The organism is Phenylobacterium sp., assembly GCF_035309685.1.
In the GTDB taxonomy this organism is placed as follows: Bacteria; Pseudomonadota; Alphaproteobacteria; order Caulobacterales; family Caulobacteraceae; genus Phenylobacterium.
Genome location: NZ_DATGEX010000023.1, coordinates 94848 through 110476, shown reverse-complemented (window position 1 = coordinate 110476; position 15629 = coordinate 94848). Strand labels below are relative to the sequence as shown.

14 protein-coding genes and 1 tRNA gene are annotated in these 15629 nt (G+C 68.1%); 8 read left to right on the top strand and 7 right to left on the bottom strand.

Features of this window, described 5'->3' with window-relative positions; genetic code table 11:
- Nucleotides 1-66 precede the first annotated feature (66 nt).
- The gene (locus VKQ35_RS07170) at nt 67-678 is read left to right on the top strand and encodes an FMN-dependent NADH-azoreductase (protein WP_324359983.1); all 612 of its coding nucleotides are present in this window, start codon (nt 67-69) and stop codon (nt 676-678) included.
- 85 nt (nt 679-763) lie between these two features.
- Here the strand turns inward: VKQ35_RS07170 and VKQ35_RS07165 are convergent, their stop codons facing one another.
- Entirely contained in the window at nt 764-1690 is a 927-nt protein-coding gene (locus tag VKQ35_RS07165) for a LysR family transcriptional regulator (protein WP_324359981.1), read from the bottom strand.
- Nucleotides 1691-1880: 190 nt separating this feature from the next.
- Between VKQ35_RS07165 and VKQ35_RS07160 the strand changes: the two genes are divergently transcribed.
- Nucleotides 1881-2357, top strand: coding sequence for a hypothetical protein (locus tag VKQ35_RS07160; protein ID WP_324359979.1), 477 nt, complete (start codon nt 1881-1883; stop codon nt 2355-2357).
- A gap of 53 nt (nt 2358-2410) precedes the next feature.
- On the opposite strand, the gene VKQ35_RS07155 is transcribed toward VKQ35_RS07160, so the two are convergent.
- The gene (locus VKQ35_RS07155; protein WP_324359977.1) at nt 2411-3724 is read right to left on the bottom strand and encodes an MFS transporter; all 1314 of its coding nucleotides are present in this window, start codon (nt 3722-3724) and stop codon (nt 2411-2413) included.
- Nucleotides 3725-3894: 170 nt separating this feature from the next.
- Here VKQ35_RS07155 and VKQ35_RS07150 point away from each other — a divergent pair, with 170 nt between their 5' ends.
- The 5 genes from VKQ35_RS07150 to VKQ35_RS07130 all read left to right on the top strand — a co-directional run bounded on the left by VKQ35_RS07150 (nt 3895) and on the right by VKQ35_RS07130 (nt 10965).
- On the top strand, nt 3895-4485 hold the full coding sequence (locus tag VKQ35_RS07150) for a sigma-70 family RNA polymerase sigma factor (protein WP_324359975.1): 591 nt from the start codon (nt 3895-3897) through the stop codon (nt 4483-4485).
- On the top strand, nt 4415-5410 hold the full coding sequence (locus tag VKQ35_RS07145; RefSeq protein ID WP_324359973.1) for a FecR family protein: 996 nt from the start codon (nt 4415-4417) through the stop codon (nt 5408-5410). Before VKQ35_RS07150 ends, VKQ35_RS07145 begins: the two co-directional genes overlap by 71 nt.
- A gap of 105 nt (nt 5411-5515) precedes the next feature.
- A complete protein-coding gene (locus tag VKQ35_RS07140) occupies nt 5516-8338 on the top strand; it encodes a TonB-dependent receptor (RefSeq protein WP_324359971.1) in 2823 nt (940 codons plus the stop codon).
- 21 nt (nt 8339-8359) lie between these two features.
- Complete coding sequence (locus tag VKQ35_RS07135; RefSeq protein WP_324359969.1) at nt 8360-10483, top strand: acylase; 2124 nt, start codon at nt 8360-8362, stop codon at nt 10481-10483.
- 11 nt (nt 10484-10494) lie between these two features.
- On the top strand, nt 10495-10965 hold the full coding sequence (locus tag VKQ35_RS07130) for a hypothetical protein (RefSeq protein ID WP_324359967.1): 471 nt from the start codon (nt 10495-10497) through the stop codon (nt 10963-10965).
- A 60-nt stretch (nt 10966-11025) separates the two neighbouring features.
- On the opposite strand, the gene VKQ35_RS07125 is transcribed toward VKQ35_RS07130, so the two are convergent.
- Nucleotides 11026-11102, bottom strand: a tRNA-Arg gene (locus VKQ35_RS07125).
- Nucleotides 11103-11169: 67 nt separating this feature from the next.
- On the opposite strand from VKQ35_RS07125, the gene VKQ35_RS07120 reads away from it, so the two are divergent.
- The gene (locus tag VKQ35_RS07120) at nt 11170-12462 is read left to right on the top strand and encodes a dicarboxylate/amino acid:cation symporter (protein ID WP_414692320.1); all 1293 of its coding nucleotides are present in this window, start codon (nt 11170-11172) and stop codon (nt 12460-12462) included.
- Here the strand turns inward: VKQ35_RS07120 and VKQ35_RS07115 are convergent.
- The 4 genes from VKQ35_RS07115 to VKQ35_RS07100 all read right to left on the bottom strand — a co-directional run bounded on the left by VKQ35_RS07115 (nt 12459) and on the right by VKQ35_RS07100 (nt 15597).
- Nucleotides 12459-13739 carry a cytochrome P450 gene (locus VKQ35_RS07115; protein ID WP_324359963.1) on the bottom strand — a complete coding sequence of 427 codons (1281 nt, stop codon included), beginning with the start codon at nt 13737-13739 and terminating at the stop codon, nt 12459-12461. The two genes, VKQ35_RS07120 and VKQ35_RS07115, sit on opposite strands and share 4 nt — an antisense overlap.
- Nucleotides 13740-13859: 120 nt before the next feature.
- The gene (locus VKQ35_RS07110; protein WP_324359961.1) at nt 13860-14369 is read right to left on the bottom strand and encodes a CarD family transcriptional regulator; all 510 of its coding nucleotides are present in this window, start codon (nt 14367-14369) and stop codon (nt 13860-13862) included.
- A 318-nt stretch (nt 14370-14687) separates the two neighbouring features.
- Nucleotides 14688-15029, bottom strand: coding sequence for a ferredoxin FdxA (fdxA, locus tag VKQ35_RS07105; RefSeq protein WP_324359960.1), 342 nt, complete (start codon nt 15027-15029; stop codon nt 14688-14690).
- A 121-nt stretch (nt 15030-15150) separates the two neighbouring features.
- Nucleotides 15151-15597 carry a DUF805 domain-containing protein gene (locus VKQ35_RS07100; RefSeq protein WP_324359958.1) on the bottom strand — a complete coding sequence of 149 codons (447 nt, stop codon included), beginning with the start codon at nt 15595-15597 and terminating at the stop codon, nt 15151-15153.
- Nucleotides 15598-15629: the final 32 nt, after the last annotated feature.

Here is a 15629-nt window from a genome sequence, read left to right as displayed (position 1 = left end):
GGAATGCGACGCTACTTCGGCGTTTGCGGCGACGCCAGTTGTGGGAGGAACCCAGGAGCAACTCCCATGTCCAAACTGCTTGTTCTCAAGAGCTCGACCACCGGCCCCACCTCGGTGTCGAACCTCCTCGTCGAAGACATCGTCACCCGTCACCTGGACCTCGATCCCGCGACCGTCGTCACCGAGCGCAATCTCGCGCTCGACCCCCTGCCGCACCTGACGGCCATGAACGTGGATGGGGTGCGCGCCCACGCGGTCACCGACCTCGAAGTCGAGACCCGCGACGCCTCGGACCGGCTGATCGCCGAACTGTTCGACGCCGACACCCTGGTGATCGGCGCCCCGATGCACAACTTCAGCGTCCCCACCACCCTGCGCGCCTGGTTCGACCATGTGCTGCGCCCGCAGGTGACCTTCGGCTACTCCTCGGCCGGGCCGCAGGGACTGGTGACCGGCAAGCGGGCGATCCTCGCCCTGGCCCGGGGCGGCCCCTACGCGGAAGGCCAGCTGGACCACCAGGAAACCTACCTGCGTGAGCTCCTGGCCTTCATCGGCATCACCGACGTCGAGGTGATCCGCGCCGGGCGGACCGCCATGGGCCCCGAGGCGCGCGAAGCCTCCACCGCCGCCGCCCGCGCCGATATCGCCGGCCTCATCGGCCAGCGCCTGGCGGCCTAGCGCCGCCCGCCCCGGCCGGCTCCCCAAGGCCGGGGCCGCTTTTCGGGTTCCTCGGGGGCCGCGAGGGGCGGCGCTGGCAGGCCGTTCAGGCCGGCGCCTGACCGGCCGCCGGCGCGCGGCGCGGCGCGAGCTTCTCGGCGACGAAGTCGCTGAGCGCCTCCACCCGCTTCGGCCGCCGGCCGCCGGGCGGCGAGACCCAGTGCACCGCCCCGCCGCTGACCTTCCACTCCGGCAGCACCACCTCCAGACGCCCGTCATCCAGGGCGTCGCGCAGGATGAAGTCCGGCAGGATGCCCAGGCCGCTGCCGGCGGTCAGCAGCGGCATCATCGCGTCGCCATTGTTGACCCTCAAGGGGCCGGTCGGGCGCACGGTGGCCGTATCGCCGGCCTCGTGGCTGAAGTGCCAGGTGTCGCCGACCGTCGAGGCGTAGCCGATGCAGCGGTGCTCGCTCAGCCGCAGGGGATGGCTCGGGCGGCCATGCTCGGCAAGGTACTTCGGCGCGGCGACCAGATAGCGCGGCATGGGCGCGAGCGTGCGCGCCAGGAGCGAGGAGTCGGGCATGTCGGCGATGCGGATGGCCGCGTCGAAGCCTTCGCCGACGATATCCACATGGGCGTCGCTCAGATGCAGGTCGATCGAGACCTCGGGGAAGCGCTCCAGGAATTCGGGAAGGATCGGGGCGATCCGCAGCACGCCGAACGACATCGGCGCCGCCAGGCGGATGTGGCCGCGCGGGGCGGCGGCGTTGGCGATGCCCTCGGCCTCGGCGGCTTCGCCTTCCGCCAGGATGTGGGCGGCGCGTTCGGCGAGTTGCTTGCCAGCCTCGGTCAGCGACAGCCGGCGCGAGGTGCGGTTGAACAGCCGCGCGCCCAGCTTGACCTCCAGCCGGCTCACCGCCTTGGACACCGTGGCCTTCGACAGCTGCAGCTCTCCAGCCGCCCGCGCGAAGGATTGCATCTGCAGGACCTTGGCGAAGATCGCCAAGCCCTCGAAGTCCGGCAGCTTCGACATGTCGGTTTCCGCAACGATCCAGGTCGTCGATTTCTATTTCTGATTCATAGCCCTGTCGACGCCAGGCTCGGACCGTTGCGGCGCCGGGAACACCGGGTCGCTGGCCGCGCGGCTACCCGGCGGGCCGGGACGGGCCCAGATGTTGCGGGTGAGGCGCCACCGCGGCGCGTCCCCCTCACAGGAGCTTTCGATGTTCCGCCCGATCGTCCCCGCGGCTCTCTCCCTCGCCCTGGCGCTGGCTTTGGCGGCCTGCGCGGCGTCCCCCGCGCCAAGCGCCGGAGCTTCGTCGGCGCAGCCCATCGCCGAAGTCCAATCCGGCGATCACCTGGTGATCGGCGGTCAGACGATCGTCCTGGCTGACGCCGAAACCCCCCAGGCCGGCGACTACGCCATGTGCCGGGCTGAAGCGGTCGCCGCGCAACAGACGGCGGCAAGGGTTCGCGCCCTGCTCGCCGACGCCCGCCAGGTCGAGGTCCATCGGGTTGCCAAGGGCCATCGGGCGCTGGTGCATGTGGATGGGCTGGACCTTGGCCTGACCCTGATCTCCGAGGGGCTCGCGGTTCGCCGGGGTCCCGCGGCGACGAACTGGTGCGTCTCGACGCGCCCGTGGAGCCAGCTCTCGGCGCGCCGGCCGCTTGTCAGCCCGGTTTGGGGCGGCCACGCCTGATCCCGCGCCGGCCAGGGCTCGCGACCGTAGCCCAGACGGCGTGGCGGTGCGCGTCAGTCCTCCGCAATCTGGCTGCGGTTGCGGGTCTCAGGCATCCGCAGATAGACCGCCAGCGAAACGCCAATCATCACGGTGACATAGATATAGAAGCCGCTCTCCACCCCGCGGCTCTTGAACCACAGCGCGACATATTCCGCCGTGCCGCCGAACAGGGCGTTCGCGACCGCATAGGGCAGGGAGACGCCGAGCGCGCGGATATGGGCGGGGAACAACTCGGCTTTGACCACCGCGTTGATCGCCGTGTAGCCGGTGACGATCAAGAGGCCGCCCAGCACCAGCAGGAAGGCCAGGAAGCTGCTCGATACGGTCTCAAGCGACTTGAAGATCACCCAGGTGAGGGCGACGCCGCCGATCCCGAAGCCCACCAGCAACGGCTTGCGCCCGACCCGGTCGGACAGCGCGCCCGCCGCCGGCTGGGCCAGCATATAGACCAGGAGCGCGGCGGTGGTGATCTCGGTGGCCGATTCCCGGCTGAACCCCGAGGTGTTGACCAGGAACTTCTGCATGTAGGTCGAGTAGGCATAGAAGGCGAGCGTGCCGCCGGCGGTCATGGCCGCCACCGTCGCGGCCTCCCGCGGGTGTTCGCGCAACAGCAGCCAGCCGCTGGAGGCCGGTCCAGCCCGCTTCTGGGCGGCCTTGTAACTGGCGGTCTCCGCCAGGCCGCGGCGCAGGTAGAACACCGCGATCGCCAGCACCCCGCCGATGGCGAAGGGGATGCGCCAGCCCCAGGCCTCCAGGTCCTTGACCGGCAGCACGCCCTGCAGGAGCAGAAGCACGCTGAGCGCGATCAACTGGCCGCTGATCAGGGTGACGTACTGGAAGCTGGAATAGAACCCGCGGTGGCGCCGCCCCGCCATCTCCGAGAGATAGGTGGCCGAGGCGCCGTACTCCCCGCCCACCGACAGCCCCTGCATCAGCCGGGCGAGCACCAGAAGGGCCGGCGCGGCGACGCCGATGCGGCTGTAGCCCGGCGTCACGGCGATCAGGAGCGAGCCCGCGCACATCAGGCTCACCGAGACCACCAGACCCGCCTTGCGGCCCCGGCGGTCCGCGTAGACACCCATGATCCAGGCGCCTATCGGGCGCATGATGAACCCCACAGCGAACACCGCCGCCGCGCTGAGCAGCTGGGCGGTGGGGTCGTCCGACGGGAAGAAGACCGGCGCGAAATAGAGGGTGAAGGCCGAGTAGACGTACCAATCGTACCACTCGACGAGATTGCCCGCGGACCCGCCGATGATCGACCTCAGCCGCTGCCCCCGGCCGGGCGCGACCTCACCGTGAACCTGCCCAACGCTCAACTGCAAACCTGCGTCCCCCGCCCTGTCGCCTACCGAAAAAACGGTCGGCGGACAAAAATCCACCATGCGCCGAAGGCTGGGGCCGGACCGCCGCGTGGTTGCTGGACAAGCGCCATGAACTATGGATCGCTCGGAGGTCGGGATGGGGGCTCGGCTCCTGAACGGGGGACCCGGCCGTGGACGAGCTGGTCAAGCGTCTGGAGTGGTTCAAGGCGGTGATCCTGCCGCAGGAAGCCGCGCTGAAAACACGCCTGCGGCGGCTGTGCCCGCCGGGTTTCGATGTCGAGAACCTGGTCGCCGAGAGCCTGGCGCGCGCCTACACGGCCGCTGACATCGACAGGATCACCTATGGCCGCGGCTATCTGTTCGCGATCGCCCGGAACCTGCTGATCGATGCGGCGCGGCGCGACACCATTGTCTCGCTCGACTTCGTCGCCGACCTCGATAATTTGCGCGCCGCCGACAACACGACGGAGGCGGCGATCTCGGCGCGGGCCGAGCTTCGCTGGCTGCAGGCGTTCGTCGACACCCTGCCGCCCCAGTGCAGGCGCGTGTTCCTGCTGCGGCGGGTGCACGACCTTTCTCTCGGGGAGATAGCGGGTGAGATGGCTTTGTCCGTTTCTACGGTGGAGAAGCATCTCGCCAAGGCGGTGATGCTTCTGGCCAAGGCCTTGGCCGAACGCGAGGAAAGCGGACTTGAGCGAACGACCCGCGACTCCGGACGAACGGCAGGCGATCGACGCCGAGGCCTCGGCGTGCGTCGCTAGGCTGCAGGCCGAGCCGGGCGCCGCCGAGCGCCAGGCCGTCTGCGACTGGATCAACGCCGACCCGCGCCACGCCGTGGCCTTCGCCAGGGCTGAAGCGGCCTGGGAAATGTCGCAGCGGCTGTGCGCCGACCCGCCGGTGGTGGGCGCGCTCCCCTGGGCCGGCGACGACGTGGTGGCCATGCTCTTGTCGCGGCGCGGCCTGGTGGGCGGCCTGCTGGCCGCCTCCTCCGCCGCCGTCGTGGCCACCGCCGCCTGGCGTTACGAGAGAGACGTCCAGCTTTACCGCACCCAGATCGGTGAGCGTCGCATCGTCGTCCTGAGCGACGGTTCGCGGGTGCAGCTGAACACCGGCTCGACCATCGAGGCGGCGATGACCGCCAAGGCCCGGAAGATCCGGCTGGTGCGCGGGGAAGCGCTGTTCGAGGTGGCCCACAACAAGGCCCGGCCTTTCCTGGTCGACGCCGGGACCGCCCAGCTTCGCGCCGTCGGCACCGCGTTCAACGTGCGCATTCGCGACGAGGTGGTGGAGCTCACGGTCACCGAAGGGGTGGTGGCGGTCAGCTCCGGCGGCCAGGTGCTGCGCAGCGCCGCCGCGCCGCACATCGCCGCCGGCGGCGGGGCGGTGATCCGCCCAGGCGCCGTGGCGCCGACCCAGCTCGACGATGCCGAGATGCGCCAGCGGACGGCCTGGCGGGAAGGCGTCATCGAACTGGACGGCGAGACGCTCGCCCAGGCGGTCGAGGAGTTCAACCGGTATCGCAGCGCCCCGATCATCCTGGGCGACGCGCGGCTCGCCAACATCCGCGTCGGCGGCCGCTTCGAGGTGGACGAGGCCGACAAGTTTCTCCTCGCCCTGGAGACCGGCTTCCCGATCCGCGCCATGCCCGCGTCCGACGGCAGCCTGCTGCTGGTCGCCAAGCCGTGATCCGCGCACCGACAAAATTTTCCACCGTAAGATAGCGGTTCGCCGAGCCCCCGCCCGTTCATCAGAACGACATATGTCGACTCTGGCGCAGGGGGCTTCCCAGACATGACGATCCACTTCCGGCGTGGCGCATGGCGCCATCAGATACTCTCCAGCGCGATGGCGGTCGCCGCGGCGAGCGTCGCCCTGCCGGCCGCGGCCGCGGAGTCCGCGGACTTCCACATCGCCGCCCAGCCCGTGCAGAGCGCGCTTAAGGCCTTGTCCGAACAGTCGGGCGCGCGACTGCTCTATCCCTTCGACGAGGTCGCCGGTCTGCGCTCGCAGGCGGTGAGCGGACGTATGTCCACGCGCCAGGCGCTGGAGAAGATCATCGCCGGCACGCCGCTGAAGATCGCCATGATCCAGGACGGGCTGATCGCGCTGACCGGCCCCGCGCAGAGCGGGGGACTGATCAAGACCAGCGCCGGCGCCGGCGCCGCGCCTCTGTCGGCCACGGCGGCGGCGACGCCCGCGGCCGCCACCGGCGACGCCACGGGCGCCGCCTCGCCCAAGGTCAGCGACGTTCAGGAATTGATCGTCACCGGCGTCCGCGGGGCGCCGCGCACGGTGACCGACAGCCCCACGCCGGTGGACGTCATCAGCAACACTGAGCTGGAGAAAACCGGACGCATCGGCGCGCTTCAGGCGCTCTCGACGCTCGTGCCGTCATTCAACCTGCCGGCGCGCGCGGGGGGCGGCACCGCCACGGTGATCGCCACCGGGGGCCTGCGGGGCTTGAACCCGGACCAGACCCTGGTCCTGGTGAACGGCAAGCGCCGTCATAAGACCGCGCTGATCAACGCCGTTTCCTCGCTCTACAACGGTTCCGTCCCCGCCGACCTCGACATGATCCCGACCTCGGCGATCGGCCGCATCGAGGTGCTGCGCGACGGCGCGGCGGCCCAGTATGGGTCCGACGCCATCGCCGGCGTCATCAACATCATCCTGAAGGACACCGAGGGCGGCTTCGTCTCGGCGAGCGACGGTGAGAACTTCGACCGCCACGACGGGCGCCTGATCCAGGTGCAGGGCGACTACGGCGTGAAGTTCGCCGACGACAAGGGGTTCGTGAATCTGTCGATCGCCACCAAGGAACAGGACCTCTCCAACCGCGCGATCCCCGTCGATCCCTCGGTGCAGATCTATCCGAAGCTGGTGCCGTCCGGCCTGCCCGACCCGCGCGAGCTGACGGTCAATCGGCTGGTCACGCTCAACTACGGCGTCCTGCCCCAGGAAGGCGTGAACTTCGGCTGGAACGGCCACTACGACCTGTCCAGCGGCGCCGAGGTCTATTCCTTCGGCACCCTCGGCCACCGGCTCACCGACCTGCCCTTCACCTTCCGCTCGCCCAACAACGTCAACACCCTGCCGCAGATCTATCCCGAAGGTTTCAGGCCCGACCTGGTGATCCGCGAACTCGACTACGAGGCGGCTATCGGCGTCCGCGGCGACTGGAACGGCTGGTCCTGGGACCTGTCCACGGACTTCGGCTCCAACCACGCCACCGAAAACACCTCGGATACGCTGAACGCCAGCCTGGGCCCGACGAGCCCCACCAGCTTCTACGTCGGCGCGCTTACGTCGACGGAGTGGGACACCTCCATCGACCTGACCAAGGCCTACAAGCTCGCCAACGACGGCAACCTGCAGGTCTCTCTCGGCGCCCAGTACAGGCGCGAGACCTACCGGGTCGACGCCGGCGACCCGAACAGCTATGCGGCCGGCCTCTATGTGATCCCGGCCGGTCAGCCCTTCGCCGGCCAACGGCCGGCGACGGAGGCCCAGGCCACGCCGGGCTTCCAGCCGAGCGACGCGTCGTCCTCGAGCCGCGGCAGCTACGCCGCCTATGGCGAGCTGGACTGGACGCCGAGCAAGCGCTTGGACCTGGGCGTTGCAGCTCGATATGAGGACTATGACGACGGCTCGGGCGACACCTTGGTGGGCAAGGCCAATGGGCGCTTCGCTTTCACCGACTGGCTGGCGATCCGCGGCGCGGTGTCCACCGGTTTTCGCGCGCCGGGCCTGGCCCAAGAGCACTACGCAGCCTCATCGAGCCAGTTCCGGCTGGTGAACAGCGTCCTGGATCTCCTGCTGATCAAGACCTTGCCGGTGAGTTCGCCCTCGGCGATCGCGCTGGGCGCCAAGCCCCTGCAGCCGGAGACCTCGACCAACTACAGCCTGGGCCTTGCCTTCGATCCGACGTCGTCGCTGACGGTGACGCTCGACGCCTACCGCATCGACATCGACAAGCGGATCGCCATCACCAGCACGCTGACCGGCGCGGCGGTCAGCAACATCCTGATCGCCCACGGCCTGTCCGGCGACCTTTCCGCCCAGTACTACACCAACGCCATCGACACCGAGACCAACGGCGTCGACCTCGTGGCCACCTGGCGGCACGACTTCGGCGATTGGGGCGCGCTGCACGCCAGCGCGGGCTACAACTACAACAAGACCAAGATCACCGGGATCATTCCCAATCCGCCGGCGCTGAGCGCACTCGGCCCGACCTTCGTGCTCTTCGATCGCGCCAGCCAGAGCAACCTGACCACCGCCTTCCCGAAGGACAAGATCGCGCTCGAGGTCAACTGGACCTTGGGGAATTGGTCGGTGAATGCGCGCGACACCCGCTTCGGGACCTACACGATCCTGCAGGACACGCCCTCGCAGGACCGCTCGTTCGGGGCCAAGTGGATCGCCGACCTCGAGGTCGCCTACAAGCTGCCGCATGACGTGACGCTGGCGGTCGGCGCCAACAACCTGTTCAACGTCTATCCGGACGCCAACGGCATCTTCAACGCCACGACCGGTTCCGGGCAGTATCCCGGCACCTCGCCCATGGGCTTCACCGGCGGCTCCTACTACGGCCGCATCCAGTGGAATTTCTGATCCGGCCGGGAGTCAGACCTGATGCGTAAACGGACCTTCCTCGGCGCCTCGCTGTTCCTGGGGTTGGGCGGCCTGCCGGCGGTGCTGGCGGGCGTGGCCGATGCGGCGGCGCCTAAGAAGAAGGCCGTCCACGGCCGCGGCGAGATCCTCTGGGACACCTATGGCGTGCCGCACGTCTACGGGAAGGACGAGGCCTCGGTGTTCTACGGCTTCGGCTACGCCCAGGCCCAGAACCACGGGGACATCGTCGTCCATCTCTATGGCGAGGCGCGCGGCCGCGCCGCCGAGTACTGGGGCCCGCAGTTCGCGGCCTCTGACCGCTGGATGCTCTCCAACGATGTGCCGGCCCGGGCGCTCGCCTGGTACAAGGCCTCGACCCCTCAGTTCCGCAAGGACCTCGACGCCTTCGCCGAGGGGATCAACGCCTACAACGCAGCCAACCCCGGCAAGATCGATCCGAAGATCGCCGTGGTGCTGCCGGTCAGCGGCGTCGACGTCATGGCCCACGCCCACCGGCTGATGAACTTCATCTACGTCGCCCCCATGGAGCGGACCATGGGCGCGCCGGTCCCAGGCGCCGGCAACAACGGCTCCAACGCCTGGGCCGTGGCGCCGTCCCACTCGGCCAGCGGGAACACCATGCTGCTGGCCAATCCGCACCTGCCCTGGCCGACCAGCTACTTCACCTATTTCGAGGCCGACCTGAATGGGCCCGGCATCAAGATGTACGGCGCGACCCAGGTGGGCCTGCCGGTCCTAAGATTCTGCTTCAACGATCACATGGGCTTCACCAACACCGTCAATTCCATATTGGGCGCCACCAACTACGAACTGAAGCTCTCCGGCGACGGCTATCTGTTCGATGGCAAGGTGCTGCCGTTCAAGACCCGCACCACCAGCTTCAAGGTCAAGCAAGCGGATGGCTCCCTGAAGACCGAGAGCCTGACGATCCGCGAGTCAGTGCACGGCCCGGTCTTCACGCGCGCCGACGGCAAGACCCTGGCCCTGCGCGTCGCCGGTCTCGACCGGCCCGACGGTCTCAAGCAGTACTGGGACATGGGGATGTCGAAGAACTTTGCGGAGTTCGAGACCATCCTGAAGCGGCTGCAGGTGCCGACCTTCAACATCGTCTACGCCGACAAGGCCGGCCACATCCAATACATGGACAACGGCATCCTGCCGAAGCACCCCAAGGGCGACATGGCCTTCTGGCGCGGCGACGTGCCCGGCGACACCTCAGAGACGCTGTGGACCGAGGTGCACAGCTACGCGGACCTGCCCAAGGTCGTCGACCCGCCCACCGGCTGGATCCAGAACACCAACGATCCGCCCTGGGTCGCCACCTATCCGCAGGTCATCCGTTACGAGGACTATCCGTCCTATGTGGCGCCGCCCGGGCCGGAATCGCTGCGCTCGCAGCAGTCGGCGCACCTGCTCGCTGACGACAAGAAGCTGAGCTACGACGACTTCGTCGCCCACAAGCTGTCGACCCACACGCTGATGGCCGACCGCGTCCTGCCGGACCTGGCCGCCGCCGCCCAGGGCGATCCCGATCCGGAGGTCCGGGCGGCGGTGAGCCTGCTGAAGGCCTGGGACCGCCAGACCGTCGCCGACAGCAAGGCGGCGCTGCTGTTCGAGACCTGGGCCAATCTTTTCGCGCCCAACAACTTCACCAGCCTCGCCAACTACAAGGTCAAATGGCAGGCCGCCGATCCCATCGGCACGCCCAAGGGGATCGCCGACCCGGCCAAGGCCGTGGCGATGCTGAAGGCCGCCATCGTCGAGATGAAGCAGCAGTACGGCGCCATCGACCGCCCCTTCGGCGAGGTCTCGCGCTTCGCCATCGACAAGGTCGACCTGCCCGGCAACGGCGGTTTCGGCAACACCGGCATCTTCCGCACCATCACCTGGGGCCCGCTCAAGGACGGCAAGCGCGTTCCGGTGCACGGCGAGACCTGGGTGTCGCTGGTGGAGTTCTCAACCCCGATCAAGGCCAAGGGCCTGATGAGCTACGGCAACGCCAGCCAGCCCGGCTCGCCGCATCGCTCCGACCAGTTGCAGCACCTATCCGACAAGACCCTGCGCACGCTCTGGTTCGCCCGCGCCCAGGTCGAGCAACACCTCGAAGGCCGCACGGCCCTCTAAAGGAGATGAAGATGATCCGCCGCACTGCGCTCCTCGGCCTCGCCGCCGCCTGCGTTCTCACCGCCGCCCCGGCCCTGGCCGCCAACCCGCATGACGGCAACTGGACAGCCGTTGTCTCCAAGGCGCCGGGCAGCACGATTCCCGAGGGCTTCAAGCTGACCATCAACTTCAAGTTCGGCGACAACCACCTCGTCTACCACTCGGCCAACACCACCAACGCCGCGAAGCCCTATATCAGCGACCACGAGACCACCCTGGACGGCAAGGTCGCGCCCTTCCCGAACCAGGAGCGCTTCAACCAGGTGTCGGTGACCCAGACCGACCCCGACAACCTGCAGATCCTCAAGATGAAGGACGGCGACGTCATCGCCGGCGAGTTCTGGACCTTCAGCAAGGACGGCAAGACCGCTGTGCGCCGCGGGATCGGCAAGAATCCCGACGGCAAGTCGCATGCCTATCAGGAGCACTTCGTCCATCAGTAGTCCGGAGGGGATGAGCTCCTGACGACGACGAGGTTCAGCGGCGCCGTCAGACTGATTGGTTGGCGGCCCGGGAGGGACTCGAACCCCCGACCTTAGCTTTAGGAAAGCTCTGCTCTATCCGGCTGAGCTACCGGGCCACGCGAGGCGCGTGATAGCCTAACCGGAGGGGCGTGGGAACGCCGGGAGTCGGGGGTAGGTCGGCGGATGGGTTTCTTGCGGGTTTTCCGGCAGCTCTGGGTGCAGGTGCTGATCGGCACGGCGCTGGGCGCGCTCGTCGGCTGGCTCTGGCCGCACTTCGGCGCCTCGCTCAAGCCGCTGGGCGACGCCTTCATCAAGCTGGTCAAGATGGCGATCGCGCCGGTGATCTTCTGCACGGTGGCCGCCGGCATCGCGCGGATGGGCGACCTGAAGGCCTTCGGGCGGCTGGGCGTGCGGACGCTGGTCTATTTCGAGGCGGTCTCGACCTTCGCCCTCCTGATCGGCCTGGTGGTCGGAACCGTGCTGCATCCGGGCGCCGGCTTCAACATCGACCCCAGGACGCTGGATCCCTCCATCGGCGCCGGCTACGCGGCCAAGGCCGCGCACGGCGAAAGCCTGGTCGACCACCTGATGAACCTGATCCCGGACACCTTCCTGGGCGCGTTTGCCGGCGGCGACCTCCTGCAGGTGCTGCTGATCGCCATCCTGACGGGGTTCGCCTGCACGGGCCTTGGCGCGTTCGGCGACAAGACCGCCGGCGTGCTGGAGGGAGTCGCCAAGCTGTTCTTCGGGATCATCGGGGTGATCGTGCGGCTGGCGCCCCTGGGCGCCTTCGGCGCCATGGCCTTCACCATCGGCAAGTTCGGCGTGGCGTCGCTCGCGCAGCTGGGCGCGGTGGTGGGGACCTTCTACCTGACCAGCCTGCTGTTCGTGCTGATCGTGCTGGGGGTTATCGCCCGGCTGAGCGGCTTCTCGATCCTCAAGTTCCTGGCCTACATCCGCGACGAGCTGCTGATCGTGCTGGGGGCCTCGTCGTCGGAGGCGGCGCTGCCGCTGATCATGGCCAAGCTGGAGCGGCTGGGGGCCGGCAAGACCACGGTCGGGCTGGTGATCCCCACCGGCTATTCGTTCAACCTCGACGGCACCAACATCTACATGACGCTGGCGACCCTGTTCCTGGCCCAGGCGACGAACACGCCGCTCAGCCTCGGGCAGGAGGCGACCCTGCTGGGCGTGGCCATGCTGACGTCCAAGGGCGCGAGCGGCGTGGCCGGCGCGGGCTTTATCACGCTCGCCGCCACCCTGGCGGTGATCCCCGACCTGCCGATCGCGGCGCTCGCCCTGCTGGTGGGCGTCGACCGGTTCATGAGCGCCTGCCGCGCGCTGACCAACTTCGTTGGCAATGGGGTCGGAACCCTGGTGATCGCCCGCTGGGAAGGCGACCTCGACCGCGAGAAGCTGACCGCCGAGCTGGACAAGGGTCCGGGCGAGGAAGTGGCCCTGCTGGACAGCGTCTAGGCGACGATCCGCACCGGCAGGGCCGTGTAGCCCTTCACGAAGTTGGACTGCAGCCGGCCCGGCTCGCCCACCACCTCGATGCGCTCGAAGCGCTTGAGGATCTCCTCCCAGACGACGCGCAGCTGCATTTCGGCCAGCCGGTTGCCGACGCAGCGGTGGATGCCGAAGCCGAACGCCACGTGCTGGCGCGGCCGCTCGCGGTCGATGATGAAGCGGTCCGCGTCGGGGATCACCTCCTCGTCGCGGTTGCCCGAGACGTACCACATGATCACCCGGTCGCCCTTCTTGATGGCCTTGCCGCCGAGCTCGGTGTCGCGGGTGGCTGTGCGGCGCATGTGGGCCACCGGGCTCTGCCAGCGCACGATCTCCGGCACCGCGGAGTCCAGCAGGGCCGGGTTGGCGCGCAGCCGGTCGTAGGCGTCGGGATAGTCCTGGAAGGCCATCAGGGCGCCGGTGATCGAATGGCGAGTGGTGTCGCTGCCGGCCACGGTCAGCAGCATGATATTGCCGAAATAGCCTTCCGGCCGATCGCCCTTGCGGGTCACCGGGTCGTGGCTCAGCAGCGAGATCAGGTCGTTGGCCGGCGGGCCGTCCTTGCGCGCGTCCCACAGGCCGATGAACGGCATGACGAGCGGCATGAAGGCCTGCTGGCGCTCCATCATCTGTTCCATGGTCATGTCGGCCGGCGGCGGGCCGGAAAGCGCCATGTCGGAGATCTTCGGCAGGTTGCGGCGCTGGTCGAAGGGATAGTCGAAAAGGGTCGCCAGCATCTGGCTGGTCAGCTCGATCGAAACCTTGTCGACGAAGTCGAAGGTCTCGCCCACCGGCAGCTCGTCGAGGATCGCCGCGGCGCGTTCGCGGATCAGCGGCTCCATGGCCGCCATGCCGGCGGTGGAGAAGGTCGGCGTCACCACCCGGCGCTGGGCGTCGTGGTCCGGCGGGTCGAGCGCGATGAAGCTGGAATCGTCGCTCGGCTCCTTGGCGTCGGCGATCATGATGCCGCCGAGCTCGGAGGACGAGGAAAAGACCTCGTGGTTGGAGTCCACCGCCACGATGTCCTGGAACTTGGTCACCGACCAATAGGGGCCGAACTCGCTGTCGGCGCAGTAGTGGACCGGGTCCTCGCGCCGCAGCCGCTCGAACCAGGGCCAGTGGGTGTCGCTGGTGAAGTGGCTGACGTCCGAGACGTCGAAGGCGTCGAGCGGCGTGGAATAGGCCCGCTCGCGGGCCTCCTTGGCTAAGGCGTTCCGGGCGATCGCGCTGGCGTCATCGGCCATGACCTTCGTCTCCCCACCATCCGCTGCTGGCCGGAGGCTCGCGCCATTGCGGACAAGGGGTCAAACGAAAACGCCCGAAGCGAACTCCGGGCGTCTCGTCATCGCGATGGATCGCGCGACCTAGGCCGCGACGGCCTTGATCAGCGACTTGTTGAGGATGCCGATGGCGGCGTCGCGGTCGATGCGCTCGATGGCGGCGACTTCGCGGGCCATGCGGTCCAGCGCCGATTCATAGAGCTGACGCTCCGAATAGGACTGTTCCGGCTGGTTCTCGGCGCGGTGCAGGTCGCGCACCACCTCGGCGATGGAGATCAGGTCGCCGGAGTTGATCTTGGCTTCGTACTCCTGGGCGCGGCGCGACCACATGGTGCGCTTCACCCGGGCGCGGCCCTTCAGCGTGGTGAGCGCCTGGGTCACGACATTGGTTTCGGCGAGCGCGCGCAGGCCCGAGGCGCGAGCCTTGGCGGTCGGCACCCGCAGCGTCATCTTCTCGTGGTCGAAGGTGATGACATAGACTTCCAGTTTCAGACCGGCGACTTCCTGGGTTTCGATCCCCTGCACCTGACCAACCCCGTGGGCCGGATAGACGACGTGATCGCCAACCGAGAAATCATGACCGCTCTTGCTCATAGAAAACCCTCTCAAAATGCCGGGTCCGGACGAACGCGGACCGCAGATGCGCTACCGCCAAGCGACAAAGCCATGCTCTCCGCGAAAAGGCCGCGGCGGCATCGTCGTTTGGGGCGGAAGTAGACCTCTTAAGACACCCTTCGCCTGTCGCCGGAGCTATCCCTCATGGACTGCGCCGCAACGGCGTTTCTTCAGATCGATGAGCAAGGCTGAAGTCAGCCTGTGCGCCACATCGTCCCTAACGGTAACATAAAATGAAGCCGAATGAAAGGCTTGCCCCGGAAGGGGCGCCGGCGCGTTCCGACGGGGCCCGCGAGCTCAGGAGCCGCGGCCGGGCTTCTCGGAGAAGTATTTCTCAAGCTTGCCGGTCTCGCGCTCGAAGTCTTCGGCGTCGGCGGGCGGTTCGCCCTTGACCGTGATGTTCGGCCAGACCTTGGCGTAGTCGGAATTGATCCGCAGCCACTTGCCGTCCGGGTCGTCCTCGGTGTCGGGCTTGATCGCGTCGACCGGGCACTCCGGCTCGCAGACGCCGCAGTCGATGCACTCGTCCGGATTGATCGCCAGGAAGTTCTCGCCCTCGTAGAAGCAGTCGACCGGGCACACCTCCACGCAGTCCATGAACTTACATTTGATGCAGGGATCCATCACGATGTAGGTCATGGCGGGCGAGGGGCCTTCCGGACTGCCGAGGTAGGGCGCGGGTTTTTCACGGTCCGGCGGCGGGATGTCAATGGCGCCGCGTCGAGGGCTCCCCGAAGGAATTCTGGCAGCGGCGTCAGGTCTAGCTGAAGGTGTCCGCGAGGCGCTTCCCGGCTGGACGTCCCGGCGGGTCGCCATATTCGTTGCGCTTGGCTTCGCCGGGGAGCGCACCCAGGCCGACGATGGCGATCAGGGAGATCAGAGCGCCCGCGAGCGTCGCGGCCATCGGCGGCAGGAAGCCCTTCGCTGCAAACAGCATCACGGCCACGAAGACATTGATCACCGGTGCAAACCAGCCCGAGTAGCCAAGGTCGTGAAGCCGCCGGATCATGGCGAGCAGCATCGGCAAGCCACAAAGCTGAGCGAACGCTGCGGCGCCGGTCATCCCGATGACGATTTCGAGGATCAGCAGGGGCACGAGCCAGGCCCAGTATTCCCGCCGCCGGCCGCGGCCCGCGATCCACTTGGCGAAACCCCGCTGTTTCGGCTCGGCCTTTCCGTCGGCGAGCCCGCGGACGTCGTTGGTCATCTGCCGCCCCCACAATCCGGGACGACTGTGGC